The following is an 18,979-nucleotide window of genomic DNA, read 5'->3' as shown; positions in this document are numbered from 1 at the left end:
TTTTAGGCTCTAAATTTGAGCTAAAAAATGGCCTAGTATTTGACAAAGACTCCCTTTGCATAAGAAAAGAGACGAGGTCATCTACCTTGGCAAAAAAGAGAGCCAGCTGCTTGAAATTTTATGTAAAAACTCGCCCCACGTCGTCACCTACGACGAGATAGATCATCATCTATATAAAAACGAAACCTTATCACAAGACCGCATAAGATCGCTCGCAATGGAGATCAGAGCTAAGATCCCAGCCATTTGCCTAAAAACCGTACGAGGCACTGGATATAAGGTGGAGTGAGAGGGATTTAGTCAAATTTAGATCTTATTTGAAGCTAAATTTCTATACTTTTGGATCAAATTTGCTTAAATTTGCAAAAACTCTTGCCTTGTTTGACTATTTTATTGCAACGATTTTCACAGCACCTTTGAAAAATTTACCTGCCCTTTTTTATATTTTAAATAGTAGTAGCGCCTGCCGTATCATATATCTCGCCAAAGCCATATCATTTTTGCTATAACAGCTTTTTGAAAATTTGCCAAGCAGTAGCCAACCGACCTTTAAAACAGCTTGTGATCGCTAATCATAACGACTATTCTTTGTGGATTTGTGGTGCCACTAGGTCATCAAGAAAGAATTTGTATAAATTTATAGCAAGAGCTGGCTTTACACCAACTCTCTTATGCTTTTTGTAAGCTCCAGGCTCGCTTCGATCTCGGCGCGTTTTGCCATGACGCTTTCTATATTTATGCTTAAATTTAGCCCATTTTCATCACCAAATTTCTTTAGCTCGCACCAAATTTCTTTGATGATCTCGCAGCTACTAGCTAGGTAGTCAGAGCTTAAATTTAGCCTCTCCTCAACCGAGCTTGGCACGCTTACTCCGAGCCATTTGATAAATTCAAGCGTTTTTGCATTACCCGCTGTGCTAAATGTAAGAAATATCGGCTCGCTTATCTTTGCAGCCGCACAATCCTCCAAAAATTTACGTGCTAGCTGTACGTCAAAGATCGCTTGCGATATGAAAAATTTAGCCCCAACTGCGATCTTTTCACGCATCCTTTGTGGCTCATCGCCCTTTTTAGCGTGACGCTCTGCTATACAGACGCCGCCTACTGCTAACTCTTTAAATTCGCTAGCGATCTCGTAGGCGCGAGCTAAATTTAGCCTCACTTTTTGCGTGCTTGAAGTTGCCCCCACTAGCACGTTTAAATTTGAGCTTTGAGCCTTAAGTGCTGCGCGAAAATCATCCTCGCCGTATCCGCTAGCCACGCGGTAAAATATACTAGGAGTAGCGACGTTTAGGTACTTTTTGTAGTAAATTTCTGGGCTTAGCGTCCCACTAAACTCAAATGTCCTCTCGCTATCATTTCTCTCGCTCTCGTCTTGCACCTCGTAAAGCACGAGTCCGTCGGCCTTGATATCATTTATCCGCCCACTCCAGCGCTCTGAGATCTCACGTAGCTTTGCCTCTTCAAACTCAGCCTTTGGCGGCGTGAGACCATAGAGCACGAGCCCTTTTTCTTTGTTTAAAATTTTTTCTTTTAGCATTTTCTCACTTTTGAACTAGATCAGCCCTCATCACCACGCCAACAGAACTTTTTGACGACATGCAGACAAACTCGTCTTTTAGGTGTTTCGCGTCGGCTCGCCAAAAGCTCACGATATTTGCCACGTCGGCATTTTGCTTTTTAGCAGCTATCATATATCTTTTTATGACGGCAACAAAAGCCTCTTGGCAATAGCCCTTTATATCTCCGCTATCAGTGATAAATCTTTGAACCTTTACATTTGCCTTGATGACGCTTTTATTTTGGTCGTTTGAGCCAAATTCAAGCCTCACATTTTCAAAGCCTGCTAGCTCTTTTTTGGCAGCTTCTAAATTTAAAGCCTCACTGATACTATAGATATTTGTTTGCTTGTACGCACCTTTGTTGAGTGGTATAGAGTGGCGTCCAGAACTACATCCGGACGCAAAGATAACTAATATTACAAATAGAAAAATCCTTTTCATTTTTCAAATCCTTTTTAATTAAAATTTATAGACCTCTTACGATCTTAACGGCTTCTACCATGTTTTTAAGGCTCGGCTCGACCTCTTCCCATTTTCTGGTTTTTAGGCCGCAGTCTGGGTTGATCCAGAGTTGCTCTTTTGGCAAGACTTCAAGCAGAGCTTTGATCTGAGCGACGATCTCTTCGACGCTTGGCACACGTGGGCTGTGGATGTCGTAAACGCCAGGTCCGACCTCTTGTTTGTAGCCAACGGCTTTGAAAATTTTAAGTAGCTCGTTGCCACTTCTTGCAGTCTCGATACTGATAACATCAGCATCCATAGCTTCGATGGTCTTGATGATGTCGTTAAATTCAGAGTAGCACATATGCGTGTGGATCTGAGTTTTTGCCTCGGCTGAGCTCACTGAAAGCTTGAAGCAATCAACCGCAAATTTCTCATAGGCGGGGATATTTTCAGCTCTTAGCGGATAGCCCTCTTTAAACGCTGCTTCATCGACTTGGATCACTCTGATGCCCGCATTTTGAAGGTCTGCGATCTCGTCATAGATACAAAGTGCAAGTTGTTTTGCTACCTCGCTTCTTGGTAGATCGTCACGCACAAAGCTCCAGTTTAACATCGTTACAGGACCTGTTAGCATGCCCTTCATTACGTGTTTTGTGATGCTTTGAGCGTATTTCATCCACTTAACAGTCATCGGCTCTGGGCGGCTCACGTCACCAAAGAGAAGTGGTGGCTTGACGCAGCGGCTGCCGTAGCTTTGCACCCAGCCATTTTGGCTAAATGCGTATCCGCTGATCTGCTCGCCAAAGTACTCGACCATGTCGTTTCTCTCTGGCTCGCCGTGCACTAGCACGTCTAGGCCGATATCTTCTTGAAATTTCACGCAGTGATCGATATATTTTTTGATGCCTGCTTCATATGCAGCCGCATCGATCTCGCCTTTTTTGAAATTTTGGCGGAGTACACGAAGATCAACCGTTTGAGGGAAGCTGCCTATCGTTGTTGTTGGTAATATGCCGTATTTTAGCGTTTCGCGTTGGATTTTGATGCGGTCTTCAAATTTCTCGTCACGCTCAAATTTGCTTAAATTTTTGATACGGCTTTGAACGCTATCTGAGTGGATAAGCTTTGAAGTAGCGCGGGTTTTAACAGCATTTTTGTTCTCTTCATAAATTTTTGTTTCGCTCTCATCAAGCTTCTCGCCGTTTGCAAGTTTTGTGATGATCTTGATCTCGTCAAGCTTCTCAACCGCAAAGCTTAGCCAGCTTTTGATCTCAGGGTTTAAATTCTCTTCATATTTTAGCGTGTATGGCACGTGAAGAAGCGAGCATGAAGTGCCGATATAAAAGTCTTTGCCGCCTATTTTTTCTGAAATTTCACGAACAAGCTTTACTTTCTCATCTATGTTGCTTTTCCAAATATTTCTGCCGTCGATCACGCCTGCAAATAGCGTTAAATGGCTGTTTTTGATAGTCTCAAGTGCTTCAAAATTTCTCTTGCCGTGGATAAAGTCAAGTGCGATACCATAAATTTTAGTTTTAGCCACTTCGCTAACTGCTTTGATCGCATGCTCAAAATATGTCGCAAATACGATTTTAACATTGTTCGCAACGCCTGTTAGCTCGTTATAAACCTTTGTGATAAGTGGTAAAAGTAGCTCTTCGTTTTTGTCTGTTACAAAGATCGGCTCGTCAAACTGCACTAAAATTTCATCATCAAGCTTAGAAATTTGCTCAAGCAGCTTTTTGTACTCGCCTACAAGTGCGTCAAGGTGCTTAAATGGGCAACTGCCGTCGGTCGCCTTTGAAAGAGCCAAGAACGTGATAGGGCCAATCAAATTTACCTTACCTTTTACGCCGTTGGCCTTCGCCTCTTTGTATTCATTTAAAATTTTGTCCGCTTTTAGGCTAAATTTACTCTCGCTGCTAAGCTCTGGCACGATGTAGTGGTAGTTTGTGTTAAACCACTTTGTCATCTCCATCGCAACGCCATTTTTGTTGCCTCTTGAGCAAGCAAAATATTGCTCCGAGCCGCTTAAATTTGCAAATCTTGGAGGTGTAGCGCCAAAAGCGATGATGTTATCAAGCATTAGGTCGTAAAATGAAAAATCATTAACGCTAATAGCCGAAATCCCAGCGTCTTGTTGATATTTCCAGTGTCTTTGACGAAGCGTCTTTGCAGTCTCTTGCAAATTCTCTTCACTAAAGCCCTCTTTACCAGCCCAAAAGCCCTCTAACGCGCGCTTTAACTCTCTTTTTTCTCCAATTCTTGGAAAACCTAAAACATAACTTTTTATCATTTTTATCCTTTATAAATTTCTATTTTTTAATTAAATCTGCGCCCTGCACAGCAACCTTAAATATTTTTATACAGGTACAAGGGGGCTAGAATTACGAAAGCGCCCCATTATCCCTACAACCCAAACCCCCAGCACGTTCAATGTTGTTGCGCTGCGCACAAGTCTGAGTTACCCCAAACACGGTGGATGACACCCGCTTCTTCTTAAGCTAAAATAAAATTTATAAAAAACCCTACTAAAAAGATCCTTGCCAAATTTTAAACACTGCTTAGTTTTATTTTTAAAAATGCAGTTACAATGCAGCGGACCTGCTAGCAAAAATGGATTAATATCAATGTGAAAAAATGTAAAATTGTTTAAAAATTTGCGTGTTTTTTGAAAATCGCTGATATGTTTTTTGCCGAGATTAACGAGCTTTATGCATGGGACAAGGCATCAGCGTTTTTCCTTTGTAGTGAATTTTTGCCGCATTATAAACGCTCTTTGCCAAATTTTTGTTTAAATTTGGGCGCTACTAAATTTCACGCCCAAAACTTTTAGTCTTTTTTGCCTTTATTTAGGGATTTTAGCTTAGCGTCCATATCAGCTGTAAGCATAGTAAAGACCTTGTTTGTAAGCTCCTGAGTTAAATCTTTAGCCTCTTGCATAGTCTTTTTACTAAATTCATTTAGGAGTTTGTCCGCTTTTTTCTTATCTTTTTTATAAAGTTTTACGTACTCATCTTCAAATTTAGCCTGTTTTACCGCCAACTCTTTTTCAAATTTAGCGTATGCCTCTTTTACTACTGGCGAATACTTCTCATAGTCAGTCATTACAAGTGTTTGAAGCTTTCTATAAACCCAGTATATCGAAGTATCATCAGCATCGTATGAGCCATCTGAGTAGCCTTTTATAAAGCCATCAAGCCCCTCATAATACGGCAAATAAACGCTAAGATCAGCCATGCCAAGAGCGACGTAGGTCACGCGGCCGATCTCTTTTGGTAGCCATGGGCGCACCTGCATGACGTGAGACTCGTATGTTCTAAAGACGCTTATAGCGCGATAGATGTTTTTCTTATCTTCATCTTTGCTAGCGTAGTTGTCAAACGCAGTGCCGTCGTAGTGGGCTCTCATTGCAGCTTTTAGGTCTTCAACGCCCAGTTTTTTCTCTGGTTTTAAAAATACTGGAAATTTCTGACCGTCAGCGAAGTCTTGTTTTAAGCTTGGGTTAAACATACTTTGAACCCAGCAAACACGTGGGTAGTTGTAAGTCACATCTCTTTCATCGTCCCTTGTATAGGCCTTTGTAAAGTTAAATTCGCCATCTTTTGCAGGGTCATAAGTCTTGTTATCGATCGCAAATTTGATGACATCTTTTACACCCATGAAATTTGGATCATTCTCTTTGTAAGCGTGAAGTCTGCCTTGGTTTGCGGTAACGAAGTACTCATCTTGCGGGATCTTTGAAGCGATCCATTTATGACCTGTACCTGTTTCAAAGTACCAAAGCTCGTTTGCGTCGATAAATACCACGCCAAAGCCCTCTCCAGCGCCCTTTGTCTCCACTATATCGCCAAGAAGTTTAACACCCTCTTTTGCACTCTTCATACGTGGCAAAAGCACGTCTGGTATGTCGTCCTCGGTGATACCAGTCTCTTCGTTATATGGGTCGATCTTTAAAAGCTCATCTTTTGCGTAGATAGTCTCAGTGCCGCTTAGTCCAACGCCAGCCTCGTTGTAGCCGACCGCTCCGTGAAGTTTTGTGTGTGAGTTTGCGATGGTTGTGTATCTCATACCATCTTTTGGAAGCGGATATGTAAAATCATTTGCGCCGTCATGTGCCTTTGAGCTGTGCATGCCAGTTTGGTTTTTCTTTGCTGGATGTATTAAAAAGACCTGTGCCTTTATAGCCTTGCTATCAGCGCTTCTAGCTACTAACATAGAGCCGTCGTTTGAAGCTTTATCTCCTACTAAAATAGTAGTGCATGCCAAGCTACTTGTGCCTAAAATCGCACTCATAGCGACGATAGATGCGAGAATTTTGCCTTTCATTTTTACTCCTTTAGTAAAATAAATTTCTTATATGTGATTATATTTCAAATTTAATAATTTAATTCTAAATTTTAAAACTTTTTTAAGTTAAATGTAAATTTATTGCAAATTTTGTCTAAGTGAAATTTAAATTTTCTAAAGGATTTTTCGCTATAATCCAAATCTTACGCACTTGCGTATAAAATTTCAAAAAGGATTAGCATGCCAAAGATGAAAACCGTTCGCGGTGCTGCTAAGCGCTTTAAAGTAGGTAAAAATAAGATAAAAAGAGGCTCTGCTTTCAGAAGCCATATCTTAACAAAAAAACCTAGTAAGCGTATGAGAGATTTGCGTGGCCCACAATACGTGGATAGCACAAATGTCCCAGCCGTTCGCAAAATGCTCGGCGTATAAGCAGCTGTAGATTTAAGTTTTTGACAAAAAGTCATTCAAACTCCCCCAAATTTAGGGGCAAGACTCACTTCGTGAGCGCCAATTTGTAAAAGGATAAATATGGCAAGAGTAAAAACAGGCGTAGTTAGAAGAAGACGCCATAAGAAAGTTTTAAAGCTAGCACGTGGCTTTTTCAGTGCTAGACATAAACACTTTAGAAAAGCTAAAGAGCAACTAGAGAGAAGTTTAGTTTACGCATACCGCGACAGACGCCAGAAAAAACGTGATTTCAGACGTTTATGGATCGTTCGTATCAACGCAGCTTGCAGACTAAACGACATTAGCTATTCAAGATTTATCAACGGCTTAAACAAAGCTAACATAGAACTTGATAGAAAAATTTTAGCTGATCTAGCTATGAATGACGCGAAGGCATTTGCGGCACTTGCAAAACAAGCAAAAGATGCTTTGAAATAAACCTTTTCTCCGCTTCGGCGGAGATCTTCTTTTTTATACACTTTAAAATTTAATAACAAAAACTCTTTGTTTTACACAAAATTTGATATGAAATTTAAATTTACTACCCACGACTTTTACAAACTACTAGCCAAATTTAACTACCCAGCAGCAAAAATAGCTAAATTTCAATACTCGTATCAAAGCAGTGTTTCACTGCTCCGCTAAATAAAATTTTACCTTTTTCCAGCCTAAGACCAAGCTCCTCGCCGCTTTTTGGATAGACTTTTAGGCTTTGCGGTGCGTTTAAATTTAAAGTAGCACCGTAAAAGCAAGCCGCCATACCAGTGCCACAAGCTAGCGTCTCGTCCTCCACGCCCCTTTCATAGGTTCTCACCTTTAAAACTCCGCCCTCAAATTTGGCTAAATTTACATTTGCATTGTATTTTTGACGAAGCGCCCTGCACGCTTTGACGTCAAATTCATCTAAATTTTGCGTAAAATTTACAAGATGAGGCACACCAGTATCGTAAAAATACCAAGTTTTGCCACCTTCATTTAGCGGTTTGCTTAAAATTTTTGGACTTGTTAGCACGACCTCGACGCACTCACTTTTAACGCTTGCCATCACCTCGCCGCTGCCAGTTAGCAGGACAAATTCGTTTGAACTTACAAGGTCGTTTAAATAGGCATATCTAGCAGCCGCGCGCGAGCCGTTGCCACACATCGCCGCGTAGCTTCCGTCGCTGTTGTAAAACTCCCATTTTACGCCCTTTTCGTAAGGTAAAAGCACGATGAGCCCGTCAGCTCCCACGCCGTTTGTTCGGCTGCAAATCTGCCTTGCAAGCTCACTTCTATCTTTACTCAAAAATGTGTGAAATATGACAAAATCATTGCCGCTAGCGTTGTACTTTGAGACTTGCATGAGCTGTCCTTTTATTTTTTGCGTGATTTTACTAAAATTTAGGTAAGAGTTTTTAATAAATTTAAAGGAGCTGTTTTGAAGAGCTATATCTTAAATTTAGAAAAAGAGTTTTCTTTGATAGAAAATGGCTTCAAAGAGCAAGAAAGTAGGGCTTTGGCTGACTATAAAGCAAAGGGAGCTGAGCAGTGCAAAGAGCTTGCACTCCTAGCATACAGCTCAAAACTCTATCAAGTGCGGATGTATGCGGTTTTTCTCTTTGGACACCTTTCGGATCGTGAAGAAATTTTGACGTTTATGAGAGATCAGGTTTCAAAAGATGAAAACTGGCGAGTTCAAGAAATTTTGGCAAAGGCGTTTGACGAGTTTTGTAAAAAAGTTGGCTACGAGCAGGCACTTTTTGTCATCGATGAGTGGCTAAAAAATGGCAACGCAAATGCAAAAAGAGCTGTAAGCGAGGGGCTTAGGATATGGACTAGTAGGCCTTATTTTAAAGATAACCCAGATGAGGCCATTTGGCGGCTTTCTAGCCTAAAAGACGATGCGAGCGAGTATCTTAGAAAATCAGTTGGCAATGCCCTAAAAGATATAAGCAAGAAATTTCCAAATTTAGTAAAAGCCGAGCTTGAAAGCTGGAATTTGCAAAGCAAAGAGACCCTGCAAACATATAAATTTGCTAGTAAATTTATCAAGAAATAGCGCAAATTTGCCTTAGAAATTTCTCTAGCTCCAGCTCTAAATTCTCCCTGTCACCACTATTATCGATAAGATAATTTGCCATTTCTCTCTTTTGCTCTATATCTATCTGAAGCTCTACTCTAGCTTTTGCATCCTCTAAGCTTAGAGCGTTTCGGCTCATTAGACGGCTTAGTAAAAGCTCTTTTGGCGCGTAAATCACGGCTACATTTTTAAACTCAGCGTAACGCTCCTTTTTTTCAAAAAATAGCGGAATATCTATAAAATAAACCCGCTCTAAGCGCTCAATCTGCGAGGCCTTTGATAAAATTTCAGCTTTTATCTTTAGGTGCAAAATTCGCTCTAAATTTTTAAGCTTTTTTGGCTCACGAAAGACGATCGCACCCAGTTTTTTGCGATCTATCTTACCAGCCTCATCTAAAATTTGCTCGCCAAATTCTCTAACGATCTCGCCTTTGCAAATTTCAAGCTGCTCGTGTGCGATCACGTCTGCGTCGATCACGCTAAAACCTCGCTCTTTTAGTAAATTTACAACCGTGCTTTTGCCGCTGGCGATCGAGCCTGTGATGACGTAGGCATTTGGAAATTTCTGCAAAGCCGCTCCATTTTTGAAAATTGATAACAATTTTAGCAACTTTTGGCTAAAGTTTTAAAAAATAACCAAAAGGGCGAAAATGATAAGTTATAAAGATGCCGGAGTTGATATAGATGCTGGAAATAGCTTTGTTGAGGCGATCAAGCCTTTCGTAAAATCTACGCAAACACCAAACGTCATAGGCGGCATCGGATCATTTTCAGGTGCGGTCAGACTGCCAAGCGGATATAAAAATCCAGCCATTTTAGGTGCCACAGACGGCGTTGGCACGAAGCTTCGTCTAGCTATCGACGCTAAGAAATTTGAGGGCGTTGGCGAGGATCTAGTCGCTATGTGCGTAAATGACCTCATCTGCAACTTCGCCACACCACTCTTTTTCCTCGACTACTATGCGACTGCAAAGCTTGAGATAGAAAGCGCTAAAGAGGTGGTGAAAAGCATCGCAAATGGCTGCAAAAAGGCGCAGTGCGCGCTAATCGGTGGTGAGACAGCCGAGATGCCGTCGATGTATGAAAAGGGCGACTTTGACCTTGCTGGATTTGCCGTGGGTATAGCCGAGGCTGATGAGATCGATAGAAGCAAATTTGTAAAATCTGGTGAAGTTTTAGTCGCACTTCCTAGCAGCGGCCTACACTCGAATGGCTTTTCATTGGCAAGAAAAGTAGTAAGCGAGCTTGGACTAAAATTTGACGAAAAAGTGGGCGATAGAGCGCTCATCGACGTGCTTCTTGAGCCAACTAGAATTTACGTGAGCGACTTTTTAAGCTTAAAAGATAAGATCACAGCAATGGCGCATATAACTGGTGGCGGCATAGTTGAAAACCTGCCTCGCGTCTTTCCTGCTGGGCTTGGTGCGAAGGTGCAAAAAAGCGCTATAAAAACGCCTGAAATTTTTAAAATCCTCGCGCAAAAAGTAGAAGATAGCGAGATGATGAGGACATTTAATATGGGCGTTGGCATGATCCTTGTTGTGCCTAAAGAAAACGTTGATGCAGTCCTAGCAAATAGCGATGGCTACGTGATCGGCGAAGTGATAGGCGGCAAGGGCGTAGAGCTAGTTTGATGCACACAAATAGCGTAAAACGCCTGCAAAAAACTGAAAATAAGAGCTTTTTTAACCTTAGCGTCTATCAGTTTTTAGGCATGTTTGGCGTGCTAGAGAGCGATATCAAAAAGCTTGATTTTTATGAGTATTGGTGTGAGGTCTCGCGAGGATCAGGCATGCTGCCCATCATGCAAGACAACGGCGAGGACGGCGATCTTTACGATGAGAGCTGCGAGGTGATCAACTGTCTTATCTACCTATATGACTGGGAGAAATTTAGCCGTATCTACACAAACACAGGAAAATAACTTGGCAAAGCAAAAGGCAAAAATCGCACCGATCTGGGCTAGAGTAAAGGCCTCTATCATCGATCTTTTTATCATCGGCATGCCGATATTTTACGCCACGACCTATCTTTTGCTTGACGGCAAAGAGGCGTTTTTACACAACCAGCTTGCGATCTTTGGCGTAAATAGCCTCATTTCATTTATAATGTGTCTATTTTTTAGCATAAAGGCGCAAACTCCAGGCTACAAAGCGCAAGAAATTTATCTCATAAATTTACAAACTGGCAAAAAACTAAGCCTTCTTCACGCGATCTTGCGTCAAATTTGCTTTGCATTTGCTGGCTTTAGCATCATCGGACTTTGCCTTTGTTTTTTCAGAAAAGACAGACTAAATTTGCACGACATCATAACCCACTCAGCCGCCGTGCAAAAAGCAGCTTAAATTTACTTCGCTCCGTGCCAAAGAAGGCGGTTTTTGCCTAGCTTTGTGTCGATACTCTCTTTTATAATGGAGCAGATATACTCTTTTGAAAGCCCTATAGCCTCCTCTAGGCTCTTACCCTTTGCAAGGTAACAAGCAAGCGACGCCAAGAAAGTGCAACCAGTCCCACTCATCACAAGCGGACTAATCTATGCGCTTATTTTTTATCTTAGTAACAGCTTTATCACAAAATAATTTACATTTATAAATGTAAATTTAGCTTATGAAGTTTTGTTTCGAATTTTAGTCATAAATCGCCTAAACTAGCGAGTTAAAAAGAAAAAACAAGGTCAGAAACGAGAAAATTTAGCTACAAGCCACGAAAAATTTTGATTAAATTTAGATGAAAATTTAAGCGCTTTGCGAGTAGAGTTTGACCTCGTTTATCAAAAACTCATAGACCCTTTGCTGCACTAAAATTTCCTCCTCACAGCCACTCATCAATCGGCGAAGGTGCGAAAAGTCTATCTTTTTAGCGTATCTTTTGTGGTCTTTCATATCTTTATCTATGCATAAAAGAAGCGTGTCAAGCGTGATTCTATCGTTTCTTTTGACCCTTGCAACGTACTCTCTAACGGTTTGGATTAAGAAGTCTTTTCTAGTTTGGTCGTTTTCATAAATTTCATTTACGATGTCATTTAAGATGGAAAAATCATCCTCGTCTGGGTCAAATTTAGCTGAAATCATAGCAGCAAAAATTTTGGCACGAAACTCTAAAGACTTGTGGTGATAGATGAAAAAATCCCTAAAAGCCGATAAAAAACGAAGTTTGATCTTTCCTGGCATTGCCCTACTTTTGGTGAAATTTATGTGAGATTATATACTCTTAAAGCTAAATTTTTAAAAATGTAACTATAAAACTAAATTTAAGTATAGTTTTTGTATGATTGCGAAGCTCCTTCTTAGACCTGTGCAATGCTTTTTATGAGCACCGCTTCAGGGTGGGAACACAGCAGAGCACTTGTATTAAGTGTGTGCCGCAGTCATCTGAGAGGGGGTCTTTCTAAACCAAAATGCTCATTAAAATCATCGCAAATTTCTAAAAAATCCACTCCGTCGATCTTAGGTTTTTCGCTAAAAAATTTATACATATTATTAAAGCCATCAGTTAGCTCTTTTGACTTGACACCATAGCTTATGGAAATTCCGGCTTCGATGTATGCTGAGAGCTTATCGCAGTATTTTAGCGCTTTGCCGTCTATTGGGTTAAATTTATCCTCATTTACGTTCTCCATAGTCCCTTCGTGGCAGATGATCTTGCGCTCGAATGTCCTATTTTCAAACTCATCTTTGATAAATTTCTCGCCATCTTTTCTGATACCAAGGATGTAGCTAAACTCATCTCTGATCTTTTCAGGCACAAATGGCAAAATCCTCTCATCAATAAGCCTCATCTCATACTCGCTGATGATCTCATTTAGCCCCTTTACGCCGTATTTTACAGGGCTTATGATATCCCTTGTAAGGCTCTCTGGTAGGTCGTGAAAAAGGGCACAAAAGAAGTTATTTTCTAGGCGTTTTTTACAAGCTTTTGCTTTGAGTGAGTAAAAGTAGCTAAGTATCGCAACAACTAGCATATGTCCTAAGACCGCAGTTTCAGGGATACGAGGCGTTTGTGCCCAGCGCTTTTGAAACCTTAGCCTGCCACTTAGATCAACAAGACGGGCTAATTTTTGATTCATAGCGATCTTTCTAACGCCAATTAACTCGTAATAATCCTCCATCTCCTCCTCAACCTTCGCCTTAAGCTCGTCGATATCGCTTAAAAACTGGCTAGTTTGATAGACGATAGAAAATTCCCACCTCGTGGCAAGATAGCTGGCTGCTTTTAAGATGAGGCGCTCTTTTTCGTGAGTTTTATCGTTTTTATAGTGGTTTTTAAATCTCTCTAAAAACTCGCCACCCTCGATATCTGAGATGAGTGTCTCAAGGTTGCTTAAAACCCAGCTATTTATCTGCTCTTTTTTTGTCTTTTGAATGTGGTGAAAGACGTCTGGTCGTATGTCTGTGACTACGACCCTGCTTAAAAACTCAAAAATTCCAGCCTCGATGATGTAGTTCATATCGGCGTTTTGCTCTTGTTTTGCTATGAAATAAGCGATGATAAATTTATGAGCCTGCTTGTCAAGCTCGACTAAATTTGTCATCTTTGGATAGTCGTTCCAACGTGATATAGATGCTGCTTTAAAGATATGTTCTATAAGCTTAGCACTTATCATTATTTATCCTTTTTGACTACTTTTGGCTTCTTATCATCGGCGTAGCTTATCTTTCTAAAGCCCTCTTTGTTTGAGCTTCTTCTTGGCTTGTCATCTTTTTTAAATTTATCATCTCTGCCACCTCTGCTGCCACCAGCCCTACTGCTGACCCTGCTACTGCCACGATCACTCGTGCTACGTCTTTCACGTGGCTTATCACCAAAGCTACTTCTTTCTCTAGTTCTTGGAGTAAATTCTTTCTCTTCTGCTGGCTTTTTTACGACTAGATCAGAGCTAATCTCGATAACCGTATGGACATTTCCACGTGGGTTAAAGTCGCCAACTATCTTCATAAATTTTGGCTCAAGCTTTTTCTCTAAAACAGAGTAAATTTCATTTATACTATCTTCGTGGCTGATGTTGCGGTTCATAAAGCTATTTATATAAAGCTTTATCGCTTTTAGCTCAACAACTAGCTTGTTTGGGATATACTCAAGGTATATGGTCGCAAAGTCAGGATAACCAGAGCGAGGGCAAAGGCAGCAAAACTCAGGCAGAGTGATCTTTATGACATAGTCCCTTGTTTGCTTATTTTCCCAGACCTCAAGGTCACTCTCTACGTCAAATTCTTTCAAAATTTTCTCGCCATATTTCATCTCTATATCTAGCTCTTCGCTCATTTTTTATCCTTTATATTTTTACTAACCAGGTCAAATTTAAATTTGATCACCTTTTAAATATCCAAGTGTTTAACGTCTTTTGCGTGGTCTTGGATGTAGTTTCTTCTTGGCTCAACCTCATCGCCCATGAAGAGATTAAACGTGTCAGAAGCACTTATAGCGTCGTTTATATCGATCTTTAAAAGTCTTCTATTCTCAGGGTTCATCGTAGTCTCCCAAAGCTGCTCAGGGTTCATCTCACCAAGACCTTTGTAGCGCTGGATATATGCACCTTTTTTCGCATTTTTCTCTACTTCATCAAGTACGTCTATAACGTCACTATGCAAGTCTAGGCCACGCTCTTTTATCTTTTGGCTGATGTAAAGTGCCTCTTCATAGAGTGGGTTTGTAAATAAATTTTCATTTACCACAAGCTCTTCTAAGCCGCTCTCTGTTTGCACATAAATTCTAATCTCATCTTCGCTAACGTAGTGATTTAAGATGTTATGACCCTCAGCTTTTAAGAAATCCCTCAAAATTTCAAAAATTTCATTGTAGCTTTTTGATACGATATCTGGATTTTCTATCATATAGCGGATCGCTGAAAGGACGTTAAAGCGTTTTTCAAGCTCTTTTAAGACGCTTCTATAAGCTGCAACGATCTTTAAGAAGTCGATGAGATCCGCACTGCCGATACCCTCTATATCAACGCCCTCGATACCAGTTTCGATAAGAAATTCATTTAGTGCCTTTTCATCTTTTAGATAAATTTCTTTTTTACCTTTTTTATAGCGGTAAAGTGGCGGCTGAGCTAGGTAGATGTGGCCGTTTTCTACAACTTTATTTAAAAATCTAAAGAAGAAGGTTAAAAGCAGTGTCTGAATGTGGCTACCATCGACGTCGGCATCGGTCATGATGATGATCTTATGATATCTAAGCTTCTCAGCGTCAAATTCATCTCCGATACCGCAGCCTAGAGCTGTTATCATATTTTTTATCTCATCAGACTTTAAAATTTTATCCAGTCTTGCCTTTTCAACGTTTAGAATTTTACCCTTAAGCGGCAATATCGCTTGGAAAACTCTATCGCGACCCTGCTTTGCAGAACCGCCCGCAGAGTCGCCCTCCACTAGGTATAGCTCGCTAATTATTGGATCTTTACTCTGGCAGTCAGCTAGTTTGCCAGGGAGTGTGCCTACGCTCATGCTCTCTTTTTTGCGAGTTAGATCCCTAGCTTTTTTAGCCGCTTCTCTACCACGAGCTGCCATTAGGGCTTTTTCCATTATCGCTCTTGCTTCGATAGGGTTTTCTTCAAAATACTTTGTAAGCACGTCAAAAACCATCTTTTGAACGATAGGTTTTACGTAGCTTGAACCTAGTTTGCCCTTTGTTTGTCCCTCAAACTGCGGCTCTGGCACTTTTACGCTCACAACTGCGATAAGTCCCTCGCGGATATCTTCACCAGTTATCTTTGTATCTTTTTCACGTGCAGCAGCATTTGCTTGAACATAGTTTGTGATAACTCTTGTAAGGCCCGCTCTAAAGCCAGCTTCGTGCGTACCGCCATCTGGAGTTTTGATGTTATTTACAAAGCTTAGTAAATTTTCACTATAAGTGTCGTTGTAAAGCAGGGCAAAATCAACCATAACATCATCTTCGCCGCCGCTAAATGAGACCGCTTTGCTGACAGCATTTGCCTTGTTCATATCAGTTACAAAGCTCTCAAGTCCGCCCTCAAAATGAAAGCTCTCGCTTCTGCCATTTCTTTGATCTTTAAAATTTATAGTTATCTTTGGGTTTAGATAGGCTAGCTCACGAAATCTTTTTGTTAAAATTTCATCGTCAAATTCAGTCACTTCAAATATGCTATCATCTGGCCAAAACTCGACTTGCGTGCCTGTGCGATTTGTAGTTTTTATCACTTCAAGGTCGCTTTGTGGGATACCTTTTGAAAATTCTTGTCTATGAAGCTTGCCATCACGTTTGATATTTACGATTAGCTTTTTAGAAAGAGCATTTACGACAGATACACCAACGCCGTGAAGACCACCAGAGACTTTATAAGTGTCCTTGTCAAATTTACCACCAGCGTGAAGCACAGTTAGAACAACAGTCGCAGCTGAAATTTTCTCAGTCGGGTGCATATCTACTGGGATACCACGACCATTATCACTAATGATCGCTGAGCCATCACGTGTAAGCTCAACATCTATCGTATCGCAGTATCCTGCCATCGCTTCGTCGATAGAGTTATCAACGACTTCGTAGATCATATGGTGAAGACCGCTTATGTTAGTATCGCCTATATACATGCCTGGGCGCTTCCTGACCGCCTCAAGCCCTTTTAGTACTTTAATATTTTCTGCGCCGTAATTATTTTCCATCATAAACCTTTTTTAACTTATATATTTAATGGACTTATAACCGTTAAAAGCTCTTTTGAGCTAACAACGAAAGGTAAATTTTTATCTTTAAATCCAAACTCAAATTTCTCATCTTCTATGCTTTGTAAGAAGTCTATTAAATTTCTATTTTTGACATTTATGCTGATATCTTCTTCAAGTCCAGTTTGAAACTCTATCATCGTTTTGGCTTCAGAGTTGTCCTCTATTATGCTCTCAAATGTGATGCTCTCTTTTGAAAAAGTTATCTTCATCTGATCGCTTAGCATCGATATAGTCTTGATACCCTCAACCATCTTATCTCTGCTTAGCTCAAATCTTATAGCAATATCCTTTGGTATAACGCGCTCATAATCAGGGAATTTGCCATTTATCAGCTTTGTGAAAAACTCAAAATTTTGGCTTTGAGCGATGAGGACGTTTTCATCATAGTAAATTTCTATCTTGTCAAAAAATAGCTTTTGAATTTCATTTATCGCCTTTTTAGGGATGATCAGTGAAAATTCATTGCTCGCTTCATTTGCAAATTTAAATACAGCTAGCCTTTTTGTATCGGTGCCTACTATATTTATATAGTTTTGTTTTATATCTAGTAAAGCGCCGTTTAGCTCAAATTTAGGGTTGTTACTATCAATGCATGGCAAAATTTTCTTTAAGCTTCTGCCTAGCATTATGGCGTCTATGTTAAATTTAGCCTTGCCTTCTATCGTTGGAAACTCTGGGAAATCTTCAAATTTATACATAGGAAGTTTGTATTTTGAGTTTTTTTGTTTGATGTAAAGATAGTTATTAACAGTTTCAAGCGTTACCTCTTCATCTTTTAGGCTTTTGATGATGTCAAGTAGCTTTTTGCCATTTGCTGTTGCATAGCCCTCATCAACGATCTTTGCGTTGCTTAGTTTATATGCTAGTCCTATCTCGTGATCAGTCGCTTTTATGTTTAAAACTCCATCTTTTGCTGAAATGTAGATGTGAGAAGTGATAGCACTAAGATCTCTTTTTTCGAGATATGGATTAGTGTTTGTTACTATGCTCTCAAGCATGTTTTTGTTTATTAAAACCTTCATTAAATACTCCCTCTTATTTTTAATTTTCTTTTTGTTGTATTAGTTGGTAGCGTGAAAGTGTGAAAACCATCTTTTCTCACGCCAGCATCGTTATTTAAAATGTGAAAAGAATTTTTCATTTCTTCACATTTATTCACGAATTTCATTCTGTTTTTATCCTTTTGTTAAAATTTTGTTCTTTATCTCAGTTACTCTGAGGTTGAAAATTTCGTTGCTCTCCATGAGCTCGTTTATCTTTTTTATGTTGTGACTAACGGCGCTATGGTCTTTCATACCAAAATAGTTTGCAATTTGTGGCATCGAATTTGTCGTGAGCATCTTCGCAAGATAGATGATGATGCGTCTGGCTTCTACGATGTTTTGCACTCTTGACTTGCTTTTTATGTCGCTTGGCTTGATGTTTAGCTCTTTGCTAACGATCTCTATAATGGTTTCAAGATTTATATTTTCATGCTTCTCTTTGATGAGATCTTTTAGTGTGTTTTTAGCAAATTCAAGCGTTATCTCAACTCTCATCAAGCTTGCATAGGCGTTTAAATTTATGATAGCGCCCTCGATCTCACGGATATTATCGCCCATGTTTGTAGCGATGTAGTCGATGACCTCTTTGTTTAGATAAATTTTGTCAAATTCGCATTTTTTTATGATGATAGCTATCTTTGTATCAAGCTCAGGTGGCGTGATATCAGCCATGATGCTTTGTTCAAACCTAGACTTTAGCCTCTCATCAAAGCCTTTTAGTATCTTTGCTGGGCGGTCTGAGGTCATGACGATCTGACCTTTTTTAGCAATGAGCTCGTTAAAGGTGTTGAAAAACTCCTCTTGAATTTTATCTGTTTTGCCAAGAAACTGCACGTCGTCTATTAGTAAAACGTCGCAGTTTCGGTACTTTTCACGAAATTTAGTCATCGAGTGGCTATTTAGATGCGTGGTAAAATCAATCATAAACTGATCGCTCGTCACGCAGATGACTACTTTGCCTTGATCTAGGCAGTAGTTGCCAACTGACTGAAGCAAGTGCGTCTTGCCAAGACCAGTTGTGCCGTATATAAAAAGTGGGTTGTAAAGCACGCCAGGTTTGTCTGCGACTGCTTTTGCGTTTAAAAATGCAAACTGATTTGAGTCGCCACAGACAAAATTTTCAAATGTATATCCAGGGTTTAAGATGCTGCTTTGCGCCTTGATCTGCTTTACATTTACTTGGCTTTGTTTTATATTTTTTAGCTTTGTTTGGCTTGTTATCTCGACCTCTGGCTTTTTGCCGGTTTTTACTTCGTAAAGGTAGGCGATCTTTTCGGCGTATCTAGTTTTTATAAATTTAGCCATCAATTCACTCGTGGCGTTAAAAACTATAAAATCTTCGTTTGAAGCCTTTTCATTAAATTTTAATTGTTTGATGTAGCAGTCAAATTCATTAGCTGATATTTTTGTCTGTAAAAGCTCTAAAATCTCGTCTGCTAGCAA

General features: G+C 40.0%; 20 protein-coding genes and 1 other RNA gene. 8 read left to right on the top strand and 13 right to left on the bottom strand.

The window, feature by feature from the left end; genetic code table 11:
* Positions 1-55: 55 nt before the first annotated feature.
* Positions 56-289 (top strand): winged helix-turn-helix domain-containing protein, encoded by a 234-nt coding sequence (locus CVT08_RS00105; protein WP_196381007.1) that lies wholly within the window; start codon positions 56-58, stop codon positions 287-289.
* A gap of 366 nt (positions 290-655) precedes the next feature.
* Here CVT08_RS00105 and CVT08_RS00100 read toward each other — a convergent pair whose 3' ends face one another.
* The 4 genes from CVT08_RS00100 to CVT08_RS00085 all read right to left on the bottom strand — a co-directional run bounded on the left by CVT08_RS00100 (position 656) and on the right by CVT08_RS00085 (position 6,335).
* Positions 656-1,540: a methylenetetrahydrofolate reductase gene (locus CVT08_RS00100; protein ID WP_107856355.1), complete on the bottom strand. Its 885-nt coding sequence runs from the start codon at positions 1,538-1,540 to the stop codon at positions 656-658.
* Positions 1,541-1,544: 4 nt separating this feature from the next.
* A complete protein-coding gene (locus CVT08_RS00095; RefSeq protein ID WP_107856354.1) occupies positions 1,545-2,003 on the bottom strand; it encodes a hypothetical protein in 459 nt (152 codons plus the stop codon).
* A 25-nt stretch (positions 2,004-2,028) separates the two neighbouring features.
* The gene (gene metE / locus CVT08_RS00090) at positions 2,029-4,302 is read right to left on the bottom strand and encodes a 5-methyltetrahydropteroyltriglutamate--homocysteine S-methyltransferase (protein ID WP_107856353.1); all 2,274 of its coding nucleotides are present in this window, start codon (positions 4,300-4,302) and stop codon (positions 2,029-2,031) included.
* Between the two features lie 536 nt (positions 4,303-4,838).
* Positions 4,839-6,335 carry a C69 family dipeptidase gene (locus tag CVT08_RS00085; RefSeq protein WP_107856352.1) on the bottom strand — a complete coding sequence of 499 codons (1,497 nt, stop codon included), beginning with the start codon at positions 6,333-6,335 and terminating at the stop codon, positions 4,839-4,841.
* A 201-nt stretch (positions 6,336-6,536) separates the two neighbouring features.
* Here CVT08_RS00085 and rpmI point away from each other — a divergent pair, with 201 nt between their 5' ends.
* Both rpmI and rplT read left to right on the top strand, forming a co-directional pair.
* Positions 6,537-6,728 carry a 50S ribosomal protein L35 gene (gene rpmI, locus CVT08_RS00080; RefSeq protein ID WP_012000969.1) on the top strand — a complete coding sequence of 64 codons (192 nt, stop codon included), beginning with the start codon at positions 6,537-6,539 and terminating at the stop codon, positions 6,726-6,728.
* Positions 6,729-6,827: 99 nt separating this feature from the next.
* A complete protein-coding gene (gene rplT / locus CVT08_RS00075) occupies positions 6,828-7,184 on the top strand; it encodes a 50S ribosomal protein L20 (protein WP_009295119.1) in 357 nt (118 codons plus the stop codon).
* 160 nt (positions 7,185-7,344) lie between these two features.
* Here the strand turns inward: rplT and dapF are convergent, their stop codons facing one another.
* Positions 7,345-8,088, bottom strand: coding sequence for a diaminopimelate epimerase (gene dapF, locus CVT08_RS00070; protein WP_107856351.1), 744 nt, complete (start codon positions 8,086-8,088; stop codon positions 7,345-7,347).
* A 75-nt stretch (positions 8,089-8,163) separates the two neighbouring features.
* Between dapF and CVT08_RS00065 the strand changes: the two genes are divergently transcribed.
* On the top strand, positions 8,164-8,784 hold the full coding sequence (locus CVT08_RS00065) for a DNA alkylation repair protein (protein ID WP_107856350.1): 621 nt from the start codon (positions 8,164-8,166) through the stop codon (positions 8,782-8,784).
* On the opposite strand, the gene coaE is transcribed toward CVT08_RS00065, so the two are convergent.
* Positions 8,774-9,376, bottom strand: coding sequence for a dephospho-CoA kinase (coaE, locus tag CVT08_RS00060; protein ID WP_103608714.1), 603 nt, complete (start codon positions 9,374-9,376; stop codon positions 8,774-8,776). The two genes, CVT08_RS00065 and coaE, sit on opposite strands and share 11 nt — an antisense overlap.
* Positions 9,377-9,455: 79 nt before the next feature.
* Here coaE and purM point away from each other — a divergent pair, with 79 nt between their 5' ends.
* From purM to CVT08_RS00045, 3 genes are read left to right on the top strand one after another with little or no spacing between them, the layout of a single operon-like run.
* The gene (gene purM, locus CVT08_RS00055; protein ID WP_107856349.1) at positions 9,456-10,439 is read left to right on the top strand and encodes a phosphoribosylformylglycinamidine cyclo-ligase; all 984 of its coding nucleotides are present in this window, start codon (positions 9,456-9,458) and stop codon (positions 10,437-10,439) included.
* Entirely contained in the window at positions 10,436-10,729 is a 294-nt protein-coding gene (locus CVT08_RS00050; RefSeq protein ID WP_196381006.1) for a hypothetical protein, read from the top strand. Before purM ends, CVT08_RS00050 begins: the two co-directional genes overlap by 4 nt.
* A 1-nt stretch (position 10,730) precedes the next feature.
* A complete protein-coding gene (locus CVT08_RS00045) occupies positions 10,731-11,150 on the top strand; it encodes an RDD family protein (protein WP_107856347.1) in 420 nt (139 codons plus the stop codon).
* Between the two features lie 2 nt (positions 11,151-11,152).
* Here CVT08_RS00045 and CVT08_RS00040 read toward each other — a convergent pair whose 3' ends face one another.
* Positions 11,153-11,323: a bifunctional hydroxymethylpyrimidine kinase/phosphomethylpyrimidine kinase gene (locus CVT08_RS00040; RefSeq protein WP_230855940.1), complete on the bottom strand. Its 171-nt coding sequence runs from the start codon at positions 11,321-11,323 to the stop codon at positions 11,153-11,155.
* Positions 11,324-11,540: 217 nt separating this feature from the next.
* The gene (locus tag CVT08_RS00035; RefSeq protein WP_107856345.1) at positions 11,541-11,975 is read right to left on the bottom strand and encodes a hypothetical protein; all 435 of its coding nucleotides are present in this window, start codon (positions 11,973-11,975) and stop codon (positions 11,541-11,543) included.
* Between the two features lie 113 nt (positions 11,976-12,088).
* Between CVT08_RS00035 and ffs the strand changes: the two genes are divergently transcribed.
* Positions 12,089-12,186, top strand: an RNA gene (gene ffs, locus CVT08_RS00030) — signal recognition particle sRNA small type.
* On the opposite strand, the gene CVT08_RS00025 is transcribed toward ffs, so the two are convergent.
* From CVT08_RS00025 to dnaA, 5 genes are all read right to left on the bottom strand, one after another.
* On the bottom strand, positions 12,173-13,408 hold the full coding sequence (locus CVT08_RS00025) for an HD domain-containing protein (RefSeq protein ID WP_107856344.1): 1,236 nt from the start codon (positions 13,406-13,408) through the stop codon (positions 12,173-12,175). The two genes, ffs and CVT08_RS00025, sit on opposite strands and share 14 nt — an antisense overlap.
* On the bottom strand, positions 13,408-14,067 hold the full coding sequence (gene queF / locus CVT08_RS00020; RefSeq protein ID WP_230855939.1) for a preQ(1) synthase: 660 nt from the start codon (positions 14,065-14,067) through the stop codon (positions 13,408-13,410). The genes CVT08_RS00025 and queF overlap by 1 nt, the downstream gene beginning before the upstream one ends.
* A 53-nt stretch (positions 14,068-14,120) precedes the next feature.
* Positions 14,121-16,430, bottom strand: a complete 2,310-nt coding sequence (gyrB, locus tag CVT08_RS00015) for a DNA topoisomerase (ATP-hydrolyzing) subunit B (RefSeq protein WP_107856343.1) — start codon at positions 16,428-16,430, stop codon at positions 14,121-14,123.
* Positions 16,431-16,447: 17 nt separating this feature from the next.
* Positions 16,448-17,515, bottom strand: coding sequence for a DNA polymerase III subunit beta (gene dnaN / locus CVT08_RS00010; protein WP_021087099.1), 1,068 nt, complete (start codon positions 17,513-17,515; stop codon positions 16,448-16,450).
* A 153-nt stretch (positions 17,516-17,668) separates the two neighbouring features.
* Positions 17,669-18,979, bottom strand: coding sequence for a chromosomal replication initiator protein DnaA (gene dnaA / locus CVT08_RS00005; protein WP_103567040.1), 1,311 nt, complete (start codon positions 18,977-18,979; stop codon positions 17,669-17,671).

Source organism: Campylobacter concisus (assembly GCF_003048835.2).
Taxonomy (GTDB): domain Bacteria; phylum Campylobacterota; class Campylobacteria; order Campylobacterales; family Campylobacteraceae; genus Campylobacter_A; species Campylobacter_A concisus_D.
The sequence above is the reverse complement of the archived record's forward strand: the minus strand, read 5'-3'. Positions and strand labels throughout refer to the sequence as shown.